We start from the raw sequence: 14,166 nt of genomic DNA on the forward strand, positions 1-14,166 counted from the left end.
TCACTATTCCAAAGCAGTACCACCAGCCTCACCTGGATCGCTCCGGAGCAACTTTTCAAACTTACCCGATCAGCCAGATCTTTGCAAATCAACGTTTCCGCGATTCCCGATCCAGGCCTCGGCCCCACCCTCCACGTGCACACTCAAAAGCGTGCCAATTTTCAGGCTGTTATCAAAGGGGTTGGCCTCCGCGGTTCTCAGCTCCAAGCTGTCTCACTCGCGGCGACTCAGAAGACATTACACGCCCACGGGTCCCGGCACAAATCAACCCCCAGCGACCACAAAACCCCGCAAACACGGGCCCAACACGCTCACCAAGACCCCAAACCAGCAAAAAACCCAGAAAAGCATCCTCAGTGAAACACGTCACACAACCCAACCATCCCGCCAAAGGCAAGACCCCGAACACACCACAACCACCGCCGTCGAACACCCACCCAACCCGCAGAACCTGAGAGAGCGACGCCCCCAAACCCGCCGGATGTGAGAGAGCGACGCCCAAAAACGGCAAATAAGTGAGAGAGCGTCGGAAGGTGGAGGCGGTTATCCGGCAGCGCGCGTCCAAGGGAGGAACGACCGAGCGCACAGAGGATGACCGCCGCCACCGACCCAACCCCACTCACCGACCCAACCGCCACGCACCACCCCAGCGAAGCCGCTCACCCGCAAACAATTCCGCTGACACGCGAAAAGGGCCGGCAACCATAACGGTTGCCGGCCCTTTCGTGACGCGATTGAAACGAGGACCTAGGCCGAAACCTCGATGGTTGCCAGGTTCTTCTTGCCCCGGCGGAGGAGCAAGTACCGGCCATGAAGCAGTTCGTCCTGGCCAATGATGGCGTCGGGATCGGACACTTTGGTGTTGTTCACGTAGGCACCGCCCTCGCCCACGGTCCGGCGGGCGGCCGACTTGCTGTCTGACAGACCCGAAGCAACCAGGAGGTCAATGATGCCCAGGCCGTCGGCACTAATCGTCGCGGAGGGAAGTTCCGCCGTGGCTGCTTCAAGGGTCCGCTCATCCAGTACGGTGAGGTCGCCGTTCCCGAACAAGGCAGCCGAAGCGGCGATGACTTTCTCGGTTGCGTCGACGCCGTGCACCAAGGAGGTCACCTCGAAGGCAAGCTTCTTCTGACCTTCACGGGCAAACGGACGCTCCTCCACGGCCTGGCCGAGCGCCTCAATCTCCGCGCGCGAAAGGAACGTGAACACCTTGAGGCGATCCACCACATCGGCATCGGCCGTGTTGAGCCAGAACTGGTAGAACGTGTACGGGCTGCACATGTCCGGGTCCAGCCAGATGGCGTTGCCTTCGCTCTTGCCGAACTTGGTGCCGTCGGAGTTGGTGATGAGCGGCGTGCCAAGTGCGTGGACGCTCTTGCCTTCCACCTTGCGGATGAGTTCGGTTCCGCTGGTGAGGTTGCCCCACTGATCCGAGCCGCCGGTCTGCAGTGCGCAGCCGTAGTCGCGGAAGAGCTGGAGGTAGTCCATGCCCTGCAGGATCTGGTAGCTGAACTCGGTGTAGCTGATGCCTTCGTCCGAGCTGAGGCGCGACGCCACGGCATCCTTGCGGAGCATGGTGCCAACACGGAAGTGCTTGCCGATCTCGCGGAGGAAGTCGATGGCACTCAAAGGCGCCGTCCAGTCCAGGTTGTTGACCATGCGGGCTGGGTTGTCGCCATCGAAGCTGAGGAAGCGGCGCACCTGGCCCTGAAGGTAGCCAACCCACTCCGCCACGGTGTCCTTGGTGTTCAAGGTGCGTTCCGCCGTCGGACGCGGGTCGCCGATCAGGCCGGTGGACCCACCCACCAAGCCGAGCGGCTTGTGGCCGGCCAACTGCAGGCGTCGCATTACCAGCAACTGCACCAGGTTGCCCAAGTGCAGCGACGGCGCGGTGGGATCGAAGCCACAGTAATACGTGATCGGGTCCCCGGCGAGCAGTTTTTCCAGTTCAGTTTCATCAGTGGAAACGTGAACCAGACCGCGCCATTTGAGCTCCTGCCAGACGTTGGCAAAGGCGGGATCGTTGTGCTGGGACTCGAGGTTGTTTACGTGTGACACGAGATCTAAGTTAGCACCGGTTGCGGGGTCCGTTTTTCCTAGCGCTCGATGCCGGCGGGTACCGGTGCGGCTGCGATGAGGCGCAGACGCTGCGTGGCCCGGGTCATGGCGACGTAGAGGTCGCCCACCTTGCCGTGCTCGTGGTTCAACATGGCAGCTGGTTCCAGGACCACAACGCCGTCGAATTCCAGGCCCTTGGCTTCCTTGGGACTGATCACCACGATGTCTTGCTGGTAACTGCCTGCGCCGCTGCCGATGCGGCGTCCGTAGACCTCGCGCAGCGCAGCAGTGGCCTGCGGCAGCAAGGGACCGTCGGCAATAACAGCCAGCAGGCCGCCGTCGATCGCTTCCACTTCCTCCGGCAGGACTTCAACCAAGCGCTTCACGATGCCGTCCGCTTCGACGTGGTCCACGATGGGTGACCATTTGCCTTCGCGGACGGCCTTGGGTGCCGAAACAACCAAGCCTGCGCGGTTGGCCATGCGAACGGCAGCTTCTGCAATCTGCGATGGTGTGCGGTAGTTGACGGTAAGTTCTTCCAGCGTCCAGCGGTCACCGAACGACGGCGCCAGCGCGCTTTGCCACGAATTGGCACCTGCTGCTGCACTCGTTTGGGCGATGTCGCCCACAATGGTGAAGGACTTCAGCGGGCAGCGCCGCACCAGGAGGCGCCACTGCATGGGCGAGAGTTCCTGGGCCTCGTCAACAACGATGTGGCCGAAAGCCCACGACCGGTCGCTCGTGGCACGTTCGGCAGCGGTCAGCCGCCCCTCGCGTTCTTGGTTCTGGTCAGCGAGCTCTTCAGCCGTCACCAGGACGTCCACGCCCATCGCTTCCATGTTGGCCAGGGTCTGCTTGGCGTTGGCGAGATCGCGTGCACGGTCCGCCTCCTGTTGGGCCAGTCCCCTGCCGGCGGCCGGGTCCAGCTCACCGAGCAACTCTGCAGCCTCGTCCAACAGCGGAACGTCCGCCTCGGTCCACGGGGCATCCACCGGGCGCTCAAGCAGCGAACGCTGTGCGGGTGTCAGGTGCGGCGTGCAGGCTTCGAGGATGGCCGGCTTGCTGAAGAGCTCGGAAATGAGCTTCTCGGGGGTCATCGGCATCCAGCAAAGGTTGAGCGCGATGCGAACGTCGCGGGCCGACCTTACGTCTTCGGCCAGATAGGCGCGATCGGCGTTGTTGCCGATGTTGCCTTCCTCTACGAGGTCCGTCAACTGCTCCGTGAGCTCGCGCAGGAGGATCTTGACGAACGTGAGCCGCGCTTCGTTATGCGGCTTTCCTGTGGCACGGGCTTTTTCCCGGGCACGGCGGACCTGCCGAACCGTCAGTGTCAGCTTCCGCGAATCAACTTCGAGGATGCGGTCCTCCGCAGGTGTCCGTTGCCGGTTTGCCACGGCGTTTGCCACCACGGTGGCCATGTCCAGCTTGCCCTTGAGGGCCGCGACGTCCGCATCTTCCTCGGGAATGGCATGTATGCCGGGCATGAGGCGGCCGAGGCTGGCCATGACCACACCGGTCTCACCGAGCGACGGCAGAACACGTTCGATGTAATGCATGAAGGACGACGACGGCCCAACGAGCAGAACACCGGCGCTCTTGAGCCGCTCGCGGTGCGTGTACAGCAGGTAGGCGGCACGGTGCAGGGCTACGGCGGTCTTGCCCGTTCCGGGGCCGCCCTGGACTACCAGCGCACCGGAAATGGAGGAACGGATGATCCGGTCCTGCTCGGACTGGATGGTGCCCACGATGTCCGACATGCGGCCCGTACGCTTGGAATTGAGCGCGGCCAGCAACGCACCTTCACCCTGGAGTGAGTCGTTGTCAGCGAGCATCCCGGCGTCCAGGACGTCGTCTTCAATCGCCTTAACGTCGCGTCCCTGAAGGATCAGGTGGCGACGACGGCGGACACCTTGGCGATCGAACGCGGTGGCTTGGTAAAAATGACCGGCTTCCGGGGCACGCCAGTCGACCATCAGCCGCTGGAGATCGGCCGTGGAAAGACCAATACGGCCGATGTACTGCGCCTCACCGGAATCAAGGTCCAGGCGGCCAAAGACCAAGCGGTCGTCGACGGCGTCCAGCTGCGCCAGGCGATCTTCGTACAGCGCCGCGAACGCATCACGTTCTGAGACGTTCTGCATGGTTCCCACCGCGCCGGCCTTGCGCACCTGCGCCAGCTGGGCGCGCTTTTCGGCGCGCAGCTCATCGAGCCGGGCATACAGCCCGGCAACATATTCCTGCTCATGGACCAAATCAGCGTCGTGCATCGAACCGTAACCCCTATCGCAAAAGACAGACCTACCATTCTACAGCGATTTTGGTAAACGTGGGGGTACGCGTCATACGCCGGACTGCGTCACAAAAAGTCGAAGGTTCTGCCGAGCCGCCAGCGCTGAGGTCAGTTGGTAGCGCTCCGGTTCCGCGGCCGCGCTGCCTTGTAGCGGGACACCGTAGGATCGTCCTCGATCCAGAAGCGCCAGGGGTATTCAGTGCTTCCGCCCGGGCCCGCTACGCCCACTCTTGGTCCGCTGGCCACGGCAGCTGCCGGCGTCATGGGCAACCACAAACTGAACGGTTCCGCGAGCACGTCACGGCCAGTGTCCGCCGTCGTGAGCCCCAGTGCGGAGGCGAGCCTGGCGGGTCCGCTGGCCAGGTCCTTGTGCGCTTTCGATGCGGGCCGGCGAAGGGCGGCGAGCCCCTCCCCCTCGACGATCTCGCCGGCACGCAGGAGAAGAGCCGACGCTGTGCCGTCTGGGCCGCAGACAATGTTGGCGCAGTAGTGCATGCCGTAGGTGAAGTAGACGTACAGGAATCCCGGTGGCCCGAACATGGGCGCATTCCGGGCGGTAGGACCACCGAAGGTGTGGGAGCCGGGGTCGGGGTGCTCTGAATCGCGCGGCCCAAGGTAGGCCTCTACTTCGGTGAGCCTGACGGAGACCGGACCGGCTTCCGAGTGGTGGGTCAGTACCGCGCCGAGTATCTGCGGAGCGATGACACGGGGGTCACCTTCGAGAAACGCGCGCACCGCGGCCGGGTCGCTGACCTCGTTGTCCATGGACGAACTCATGACCAGACCCTAGCAACAATGCGGCAAACGGTAATGTCCGATTTCCGCTAGCAGCAGCTTCCGGCGGGTGTCAGGATTAGGCCATGGACTTCTGGCAGCGCTACAGGGCGATCGACGCCCGCGACACCCGCTTTGACGGTCAGTTTTTCACCGCCGTCAGCTCCACCGGCATCTATTGCCGGCCGTCGTGCCCCGCGCGCACCCCTAAGGCAGCGAACGTCACGTTTTATGAAACGTCCGCGGCCGCTCACGAAGCGGGATATCGCGCCTGCAAGCGATGCCTGCCTGAGGCAGTCCCTGGGACGCCCGCGTGGAACATCCGTTCCGACGTCGCCGGCCGCGCCATGAGGCTCATCAACGACGGCGTGATCAGCCGCGAGGGCGTCGACGGCCTGGCAAGCCGCCTGGGGTACTCCGCCCGGCAGCTCAACCGCATCCTCAGCAACGAACTCGGCGCGGGTCCTCTCTCACTTGCGCGGGCAAGCAGGGCACAGACCGCCAGGACGCTGCTGGTATCCACCGATATGCTCCTGGCCGACGTTGCGTTCGCGTCAGGGTTTAACAGTGTGCGGCAATTCAACGACACCATCGGCGAGGTTTTCGCGATGACCCCGACGGCGGTGCGTGCCACTGCGGCGAAGTCCGGCCCGCACAGGGGCACCGGGGTTTCGGCGGCGGCGCCTGCCGCTCTGACGCTGAACCTTCCATACAGGGAACCGTTTGATCCGGGAATCTTCGACTTCCTGGCAGTTCGGGCGGTTCCAGGCATCGAGGCGGCAAGTACCTCGGCGGATGGAACCAGGACCTATGCCCGCACGCTGCGCCTGCCGCGGGGCAGCGCGTCGTTGTCTGTCTCGTACAACCCTTCAGCTCCCGGCAGGCCGCTGCAACTCGCAGCTGCGGTGCGGGATCTCCACGATCTCCCGGCACTTCTGAGCCGGGTCCGGAGGCTGTTTGACTTAGACGCGGATCCTCAGGCAATCGATAACGCGCTGGCAAGGGATCCGAGGCTTTCGGCGAGCGTCGCTGCAATTCCGGGGGTGCGGGTGCCGGGCGCTGTGGATCCACACGAGCTGTTGGTCCGAGCCATGATCGGACAACAAATCACCGTAGCTGCCGCCAGAACCGCCCTCACTCAGTTGTCAGTGGCCGGGTCCGCTGTTGATGGCACCTCCCCCGGCTTGGAGCGATTGTTCCCGACGACGGCCGAACTCGCCGAACACGGCCGGGGACTCCTCCGTGGACCACAGCGCCGGATCGACTCCATTGTTGCTGCCGCCGAAGCAATGGCCAGTGGGGCCCTCGACTTCGGGTACGGCGACGACCTCGACAGCCTCGCCCGGAAGCTTCTCCCGATGCCCGGCGTGGGACCGTGGACGGTGGGCTATGTCGCCATGCGGGTGCTTGGAGCTCCCGACGTCTTCCTGGCCAATGATGCCGCAGTACGAAACGGGCTGAAGGTCCTGCCCTCCGCCACCGGGCTGAGCGCCGATTTCAGGGAGGTCAGCCCGTGGCGTTCGTACGGCACCATGCACTTGTGGCGGGCAGCAGCGGCAAAGACACGACGGACGTGAGAGAGCGTACGCCCAAGACACGACGGACGTGAGAGAGCGACTGGGATTTAGCGGGCCCCGGGCTGCGCTGCTGGCCAGGGCAGGAGCTCCGGCAGGTCCACTCCATCAGCGGCTGCAGTGGCCCTGAGGCTTCCGAGGCTGGGTTCGCGGCCTGCAAGCCACGCGGCGATGTCGGTCAGCATGCCGGTGATGGCTATGGAAGTGCCTCCGGTGCCGATGCTCCTTGGGGGAAGACCCGTGGGCTGCAGGACAAATTTGTAGGACTCCGGGACACGTGCGGCGAGAAACCCGATGAGGTGTTCGCAGAAAGGCCTGCTCCACGTTTCCGGTCCGAACCCCACGCTTAGGTCCGAAGCATGGATGGTCAGTTCGCGCCACAGCGCCAGCCCGCCGTCGAACACTGTCCCGTCCCTGTAGGCGATCCGCGCCTGCCAATCGTCCGGACCCAAGGCATCAAACGCGTCGATGGCGGCCCCGATCGCAGCGGTGACAGACTCGGTGTGTTGCGCGAGGCTGTGCCCGGCCGCCAGATTGATCGCCTTCGTGCGGCCGTCCATGCCGCCGTCGTACAGTTCCACGGTTTCGCCGCGGCGCGCGTACTCCAGCTGCCGGGTCATTGCCTGGGAAATTCCCGCAAGGTGAGCGAGGACGTGGCCACGGGTCCACCCCGGCAGTTCCGACGGTTCAGTTACGGACGATTCGTCCATCTTTGATAGAAGGCGGATGGCGGTGTCAGCGGCTTTGTGAAGCTCTGCGGGCAGCGCCTCAGGGGTGATCTGAGTCATAGCGCCATGCTAGCCCACCCGCTTAAACACCCGTGGGATGACACCGAAGTGCCATCCCACAGTAGTCGCGAACCGATTAGCCTGCGTAGGAGCGTGCTGCGTCCAGTTCCGCTTCCAGGGCCGCCAGTTGGCGCTCGACGGCGGCTGGTGCCGTTCCGCCCTGCGAGTTGCGGCTGTTGAGCGAACCTTCAGTGCTGAGTACGCTGCGAACCTCGGGAGTGAGGTGCTCAGAGATTGCTGCGTATTCCTCGTCCGTCAGGTCCCACAACTCCACGCCGCGACCTTCGGCCTGCTTCACAGCAGCACCGGAGAGCTCGTGGGCCTCCCGGAACGGAACGCCCTGGCGGACGAGCCACTCGGCAATGTCCGTGGCCAACGCGAAGCCCTGCGGAGCCAGTGATTCCATGCGCTCCGTGTTGAACTTCAGGGTGGCGATCATGCCGGACACTGCCGGAAGCAGGAGCTCCAGGGTGTCGGCGGCGTCGAAGACCGGCTCTTTGTCCTCTTGCAGATCGCGGTTGTACGCGAGTGGCAGTCCCTTGAGCGTCGCGAGGAGGCCGGTCAGGTTGCCGATGAGGCGTCCCGCCTTGCCGCGGGCCAGCTCAGCAACGTCCGGGTTCTTCTTTTGCGGCATGATGGAGGACCCCGTGGAGTACGAGTCATGCAGCGTGACGAAGGAGAACTCCTTGGTGGCCCAGAAGATGACTTCCTCGGAGATCCTGGACAGGTCCACGCCGATCATGGAGCAAACCCACGCGAACTCGGCGAAGACATCGCGCGAAGCGGTGCCATCGATCGAGTTGTGGACAGCCGAGAAGAAGCCAAGGTCCGCGGCAACAGCTTCAGGGTCCAGGCCCAGGGACGAACCCGCCAGCGCACCCGAACCATAGGGCGAAACACCAGCACGCTTGTCCCAATCCTGGAGGCGCTGCACATCGCGCAGCAGCGCCCAGGCGTGGGCCAGCAGGTGGTGGCTCAGCAACACCGGCTGTGCATGCTGCAAATGCGTCCGTCCGGGCATCGCTACGCCGTGGTGGGCCTTGGCCTGCTCCACGAGGGCATCGATGGTGGCAAGGACACCGCGGGCAATGATCCGGGCGTGGTCACGCAGGAACATACGGCCGAGGGTGGCCACCTGATCGTTGCGGGAACGGCCCGCACGCAGCTTGCCGCCCAGTTGGGTACCGGCACGTTCGATCAAGCCACGTTCAAGGGACCCGTGAACGTCCTCATCGCTCTCAGCCGGAAGGTAGGCGCCGCTCGCGACGTCCTCGTCCAGCTGGGTGAGAGCGGCCAGCATGCCTTCCAGTTCGGCATCGTCCAACAGCCCGGCCTTAGCCAGCACGCGGGCGTGGGCTTTGGAACCGGCGATGTCGTAGCGGGCGAGCCGCCAGTCAAAGTGTGTGGACTTGCTCAGAGCGGCCAGCGCATCCGCGGGCCCGCCGGCGAACCGGCCGCCCCACAGTGCACCTTCGTTTGTAGCCGACGTCATTACTGCCCTGCGACGCGGAGGTCGCGGCCGGAAGCAACCTTGGAGGACATGCCCCACAGTTCGATGAAGCCACGTGCCATTGACTGATCGAAGGTATCGCCGGTGTCGTAGGTGGCGAGGTCGAAGTCGTACAGGGAGGTCTCGGAGCGACGACCGTTGACGATTGCCTGGCCGCCGTGCAGGACCATGCGGATGTCACCGGAGACGTACTGCTGGGTGTCCTCGATGAAAGCGTCCAAGGAGCGCTTCAGCGGGGAGAACCACTGTCCGTCGTACACCAGCTCGGCCCAGCGCTGGCCAACGGTGGCCTTGAAGCGGGCCTGCTCGCGCTCGATGGTGATGTCCTCGAGGTGCTTGTGCGCGGTGATCAGCGCCATAGCACCCGGGGCTTCGTAGATTTCGCGGGACTTGATACCCACCAGGCGGTCCTCCACCACGTCGATACGGCCTACGCCCTGGGCGCCTGCACGGCGGTTCAGTTCCTGGATGGCCTGCAGCGGGCTGACCTTCACGCCGTCGATGGCTACCGGCACGCCGGCCTGGAAGGAAATGGTGACCTCATCCGGTGCCGGTGGGAATTCCGGGGTTGCGGTGTAGTCGTAGATGTCCTTGGTGGGAGCGTTCCAGATGTCCTCGAGGTAACCGGTTTCGACGGCGCGTCCCCAGACGTTCTGGTCGATAGAGTACGGGTTCTTCTTGGTGGTCTCGATCGGCAGACCCTTTTCCTCGGCGAAGGCGATGGCCTTATCGCGGGTCAGGGCGAGGTCGCGGACCGGTGCGATGCACTTCAGGTCCGGGCCGAGGGTCTGGATGCCAACTTCGAAGCGGACCTGGTCGTTGCCCTTGCCGGTGCAGCCGTGCGCAACGGTGGTAGCGCCGAATTCGCGGGCAGCCTTCACGAGGTGCTTCACGATGACCGGACGCGAGATAGCCGAAACCAACGGGTAGTGGCCCTGGTAGAGGGCGTTGGCCTTCAGGGTGGGCATGGCGTACTCGTTGGCGAACTCGTCACGGGCGTCGGCCACGTAAGCCTCCACGGCGCCGCAACCGAGGGCGCGCTGACGGATGGTCTCCAGGGACTCGCCACCCTGTCCGACGTCGACGGCCACAGCGATGACCTCGGCGCCGGTGGCTTCACCGATCCAGCCGATGGCTACGGACGTATCAAGGCCACCGGAGTAGGCCAGAACAATGCGCTCAGTCACGAGAGTGCTCCTTTGTTGTTGCTTGGTTCATTCGAATCAATGCTGGTGTGAATCAATGCTTGGAAAATCTATTGGTTGCCAGGCCCGGCTTCTTCGGCCATGCGCAGGAAACGCGCCGCCAGTTCAGCACCGCCATCAGGATCCCGTGCGACCAGCAGCAAAGTGTCGTCGCCTGCGATCGTACCCAATACTGACGGCATCACGGAGTGATCCACGGCCAGTGCCAGGAAGTTCGCTGCTCCTGGCGGAGTGCGGAGGACCACGATGTTGCCCGAGGCCTCCGCGGTCACCAGGAGTTCCCCGCACAGGCGGGTCAGCCGTGCATCCAGGATTTCCTGGGTCACGCCGCTCTTGGCATTGCGGTCGCCGCCCTCCCCCGGGACGGCGTAAACGAGGGCTCCCTCTTTGCCCCGGACCCGGACTGCGCCCAGTTCCACGAGGTCGCGGGACAACGTGGCCTGGGTGACCTGGACGCCGTCGTCTGCCAGCAGAGCTGCAAGCTCTGCCTGCGAACGCACGGACTCACCCGTCAGGATCGCGGTGATACGCGCCTGGCGGGCAGTCTTGGTGGCCGGACTGGCGCCCGGCACGGACGGGTTGGTGGACACTAGAACGTGCTCTCCACAGTGTTTTCCAGGCCGGAGATACCCTCAACGGGTGAAAGTCCCTCAACGATCGCGAGTCCGGAGCGGTGCATCAGCCATGCCATCAATGCCTTCTGCGCGTGGAGGCGGTTCTCCGCTTCATCCCAGACGATCGACTGCGGGCCGTCGATGACCCCGGCGGAAATTTCGTAGCCGCGGTATGCCGGAAGGCAGTGAAGAACGACGGCGTCCGGCGCGGCCTGCTCCATGGCGGCCTCATCCACGGAATAGTCGCGGAAGAGCTGCATCCGGGCTTCCTTTTCGGCCTCCTGACCCATGGACACCCACGTGTCCGTTGCCACAACGTCTGCGCCCTTGAGGGCTTCGACGGCGTTGCTGGTGATGAGCACTGAGCCGCCGGTCCCGGCAGCACGTTCCTCCGCAGCAGCCACGATCTCCGGCGCAGGCAGGTAACCTTCGGGACCGGCGATGCGCACATGCATTCCGGCAGTCACGCCAGCGAGGAGGTACGAGTTGGCCATGTTGTTCGCGGCGTCACCCAGGTAAGCCATGCTCAAGCCGGCCAGTTCCCCCTTGTGCTCCTTGACAGCCAGAAGATCGGCCAAGAGCTGGCAGGGGTGGTAGTCATCGCACAATGCATTGATAACCGGGACCTTGGAGTTCTCCGCCATGGCCACCAGGCCCGAGTGGGCACCCGTCCGCCACACGATGGTGGAGACCATGCGCTCCAGGACTTTCGCCGTGTCCTCCACGGATTCCTTGTGGCCAATCTGCGCTTCACCCGGGTTGATGATGAGGGCATTGCCACCCATGTCCGCAATGCCGGTGGCAAATGAAACACGCGTGCGGGTGGAGGTCTTATCAAAAATCACGGCCACCGTCTTACGGCCATTGCCCTCAGCGGCGAAAGGCTGCACGCTGTACGGCGCAGCCTTCATCCGGACTGCGAGTTCCAGAACCTCAGCCTGTTCGGCAGGACTGAGGTCCGTGTCTTTGAGGAAGTGACGGGTGGCGGTGGAAGAAGTCACTGTGCGTCCTTAGCGGTGTTGGCTGTAGCCGTAGCGATCAGGGTGGGAAGAGCGTCCAGGAAACGGTCCGCTTGATCAAGGGTCAGGATTAGCGGCGGCGCGAGGCGGATGGTCCGCGGGCCCGGGCTGTTGATGATGAAGCCTGCGTCCAAAGCTGCGCTCACCATGGCGGGTGCGACGTCGGCGTTCACATCGAAGCCGATCAGCAGGCCCTCGCCGCGGACTTCAGTGACAGCCTCAATGGCGGCCAGTCCTTCACGAAGGTGGGCACCGACGGTCAGCACGTTCTGCAGGACACCCTGGCTTTCGATGGCGTGCAGTGTGGCCAGTGCAGCGGCCGTGGCCACCGGGTTGCCGCCGAACGTGGTGCCATGCTGCCCGGCGGTGAGCAGGGCCGACGTCGTACTTCCGAAAGTGATCAAGGCACCAACCGGGAAGCCGCCGCCAAGGCCCTTGGCGAGGGTGACGGCGTCGGGAACAATGCCCGCTTCCTCGCTGGCCAACCACTTGCCGGTCCGGCCAATACCGGTCTGGACCTCGTCAAGAATCAACAGCGCACCGGCAGCTGTGGTCACCTCGCGGGCTGCCTGCAGGTATTCGGCGCTGAGCGGCCGGACGCCCGCTTCACCCTGGATAGGTTCCAGGAAAACGGCTGCGGTGGAATCGTCGACGGCGGCACGCAGGGCTTCGATGTCACCGAACGGGATGTGGACCACGCCACCGGGCAGTGGTTCGAACGGCGCCCGGTAAGCCTCTTTGGCGGTGAGTGCCAAGGCACCCATGGTGCGGCCGTGGAAGGCCCCCTCCAGCGCGATGATCTTGGTGCGCTTCCCGTCACTGTTGTTACGGCGCGCCAACTTGAACGCGGCCTCATTGGCCTCTGTGCCGGAGTTGGCGAAGAACACCTTGGAACCGGCCGGAGCCTTGCTGATGGCCAGGAGTTTCTCGGCCAAAGCGATCTGCGTGGGGCTGGTGAAGAAGTTGGACACATGCCCCAGCGTGGCCAGCTGGCTGGAAATCACGGAGGTGACGAAGGGGTGCGCGTGACCCAGAGCGTTCACGGCGATGCCGCCCAGAAGGTCCAGGTACTCTTTGCCATCGGCGTCCCATACAAGGCAGCCGGCACCCCGCACCAGAACCCGCTGCGGCGTGCCAAAGACACCCATGAGCGAGGACGAGTAACGGGCCAGCCAGTCAGCACCTGAGCTCTGGGAAACGAGCGCGGTTGCGGCAGCCTCCGCAGCGATGGGGGCCCCTTCCGTCCCCAGCCGCCCCCCGCCCTCGCCAGCTCGAACGGGGACCCCGACGGCAGTGGGCCCATCGCGGTGCCCGACCACGCCCGGCCCCCCATCGCTGCTGCGGCTTTCGGCGGAATGGCTCAGTTCGGTGCTCATGCGTTCACTTCCTCGTCGGGAACTACCTGCGTGCCGATGCCCGCGGTGGTGAAGGTTTCCAGCAGCATCGAGTGCGGGAGACGCCCGTCTACGATGTGCGCGCGTTCCACTCCTTCGTCGATGGCTTTGAGGCAGGCGGCCATTTTTGGAATCATTCCGGACTCTAGGCGAGGCAGCATGTCGCGGAGTTCCGAGGCGGTCAGTGACGAGATCAGCGAGGATTTGTCCGGCCAGTTGGCGTACAGGCCTTCGACGTCGGTCAGGATGACGAGCTTGGTGGCGCCAAGTGCAGACGCGACGGCGGCCGCTGCAGTGTCCGCATTGACGTTCAGGACCTGACCCGTGGTCTGGCCAGTGCCATCTCCTCCGTCAACGATCTCCGGGGCGACCGTTGAGATCACCGGGATGCGGCCGGCGTCGAGGATGTCCTTGATACCCGCGGGGTCCACACCCACCACTTCGCCCACCAGGCCAAGATCTACCTCTTCGCCGTTAACAACCGTGCCCGTGCGGACAGCGCGCAGCAGGCCGCCGTCTTCGCCCGACATGCCGACGGCGTAGGGACCGTGGGAGTTGATCAGGCCCACAAGCTCGCGGCCCACCTGGCCGGTGAGGACCATGCGGACCACGTCCATGGCCTCAGGGGTGGTGACGCGGAGTCCGCCCTTGAATTCGGATTCGATGCCGAGGCGGCCGAGCATGGAGTTGATCTGGGGGCCGCCGCCGTGGACCACCACAGGGTGGATGCCCACGTGGTGGAGGAACACGATGTCCTCGGCGAAGGCACGGCGGAGGTCGTCGTTGACCATGGCGTTGCCACCGTACTTGATCACCATGGTGGTGCCGGCAAAACGCTGGATCCAGGGCAGGGCCTCGATCAGCGTGCCGGCCTTGTCCTGGGCTGTTTTGGCCGAGACGTGGCTCGTTGATGTTGTTTCCCGGGTGTGCGCAGTCATCG

At 64.3% G+C, this 14,166-nt stretch carries 11 protein-coding genes; 1 reads left to right on the forward strand and 10 read right to left on the reverse strand.

The genetic code is table 11. From position 1 onward, the window contains the following. Nucleotides 1-747 precede the first annotated feature (747 nt). From tyrS to EU811_RS17455, 3 genes are all read right to left on the reverse strand, one after another. A complete protein-coding gene (gene tyrS / locus EU811_RS17445; protein WP_142939583.1) occupies nucleotides 748-2,058 on the reverse strand; it encodes a tyrosine--tRNA ligase in 1,311 nt (436 codons plus the stop codon). 38 nt (nucleotides 2,059-2,096) lie between these two features. Continuing rightward, nucleotides 2,097-4,325: a HelD family protein gene (locus EU811_RS17450; RefSeq protein WP_142939584.1), complete on the reverse strand. Its 2,229-nt coding sequence runs from the start codon at nucleotides 4,323-4,325 to the stop codon at nucleotides 2,097-2,099. A gap of 131 nt (nucleotides 4,326-4,456) precedes the next feature. Continuing rightward, the gene (locus tag EU811_RS17455; protein ID WP_446698062.1) at nucleotides 4,457-5,125 is read right to left on the reverse strand and encodes a DNA-3-methyladenine glycosylase; all 669 of its coding nucleotides are present in this window, start codon (nucleotides 5,123-5,125) and stop codon (nucleotides 4,457-4,459) included. An 83-nt stretch (nucleotides 5,126-5,208) separates the two neighbouring features. On the opposite strand from EU811_RS17455, the gene EU811_RS17460 reads away from it, so the two are divergent. After that, nucleotides 5,209-6,699 (forward strand): DNA-3-methyladenine glycosylase 2 family protein, encoded by a 1,491-nt coding sequence (locus EU811_RS17460; protein WP_142939585.1) that lies wholly within the window; start codon nucleotides 5,209-5,211, stop codon nucleotides 6,697-6,699. A gap of 47 nt (nucleotides 6,700-6,746) precedes the next feature. Here EU811_RS17460 and EU811_RS17465 read toward each other — a convergent pair whose 3' ends face one another. From EU811_RS17465 to argB, 7 genes are all read right to left on the reverse strand, one after another. After that, a complete protein-coding gene (locus tag EU811_RS17465) occupies nucleotides 6,747-7,484 on the reverse strand; it encodes a maleylpyruvate isomerase family mycothiol-dependent enzyme (protein ID WP_142939586.1) in 738 nt (245 codons plus the stop codon). 76 nt (nucleotides 7,485-7,560) lie between these two features. Further along, nucleotides 7,561-8,976: an argininosuccinate lyase gene (gene argH, locus EU811_RS17470; protein WP_142939587.1), complete on the reverse strand. Its 1,416-nt coding sequence runs from the start codon at nucleotides 8,974-8,976 to the stop codon at nucleotides 7,561-7,563. Further along, a complete protein-coding gene (locus EU811_RS17475) occupies nucleotides 8,976-10,181 on the reverse strand; it encodes an argininosuccinate synthase (protein ID WP_142939588.1) in 1,206 nt (401 codons plus the stop codon). Before EU811_RS17475 ends, argH begins: the two co-directional genes overlap by 1 nt. A gap of 68 nt (nucleotides 10,182-10,249) precedes the next feature. Beyond that, nucleotides 10,250-10,789, reverse strand: a complete 540-nt coding sequence (locus tag EU811_RS17480) for an arginine repressor (protein WP_142939589.1) — start codon at nucleotides 10,787-10,789, stop codon at nucleotides 10,250-10,252. Continuing rightward, nucleotides 10,789-11,814: an ornithine carbamoyltransferase gene (argF, locus tag EU811_RS17485; RefSeq protein WP_142939590.1), complete on the reverse strand. Its 1,026-nt coding sequence runs from the start codon at nucleotides 11,812-11,814 to the stop codon at nucleotides 10,789-10,791. Before argF ends, EU811_RS17480 begins: the two co-directional genes overlap by 1 nt. Next, the gene (locus EU811_RS17490; RefSeq protein WP_238703446.1) at nucleotides 11,811-13,208 is read right to left on the reverse strand and encodes an acetylornithine transaminase; all 1,398 of its coding nucleotides are present in this window, start codon (nucleotides 13,206-13,208) and stop codon (nucleotides 11,811-11,813) included. The genes argF and EU811_RS17490 overlap by 4 nt, the downstream gene beginning before the upstream one ends. Beyond that, on the reverse strand, nucleotides 13,205-14,164 hold the full coding sequence (gene argB / locus EU811_RS17495; protein WP_142939591.1) for an acetylglutamate kinase: 960 nt from the start codon (nucleotides 14,162-14,164) through the stop codon (nucleotides 13,205-13,207). Before argB ends, EU811_RS17490 begins: the two co-directional genes overlap by 4 nt. Between the last annotated feature and the right edge of the window lie 2 nt (nucleotides 14,165-14,166).

The sequence above is a fragment of the Arthrobacter sp. TS-15 genome (genome assembly GCF_006964045.1).
Classification (GTDB): domain Bacteria; phylum Actinomycetota; class Actinomycetes; order Actinomycetales; family Micrococcaceae; genus Arthrobacter.

What these genes read in the sequence shown, in the direction of transcription:
- EU811_RS17460 (WP_142939585.1), top strand. Translation starts at nt 5,209, where the DNA reads ATGGACTTCTGGCAGCGCTACAGGGCGATCGACGCCCGCGACACCCGC.
- argH (WP_142939587.1), bottom strand. Translation starts at nt 8,976, where the DNA reads ATGACGTCGGCTACAAACGAAGGTGCACTGTGGGGCGGCCGGTTCGCC.
- argB (WP_142939591.1), bottom strand. Translation starts at nt 14,164, where the DNA reads ATGACTGCGCACACCCGGGAAACAACATCAACGAGCCACGTCTCGGCC.
- EU811_RS17490 (WP_238703446.1), bottom strand. Translation starts at nt 13,208, where the DNA reads ATGAGCACCGAACTGAGCCATTCCGCCGAAAGCCGCAGCAGCGATGGG.
- EU811_RS17450 (WP_142939584.1), bottom strand. Translation starts at nt 4,325, where the DNA reads ATGCACGACGCTGATTTGGTCCATGAGCAGGAATATGTTGCCGGGCTG.
- EU811_RS17465 (WP_142939586.1), bottom strand. Translation starts at nt 7,484, where the DNA reads ATGACTCAGATCACCCCTGAGGCGCTGCCCGCAGAGCTTCACAAAGCC.
- EU811_RS17455 (WP_446698062.1), bottom strand. Translation starts at nt 5,125, where the DNA reads ATGAGTTCGTCCATGGACAACGAGGTCAGCGACCCGGCCGCGGTGCGC.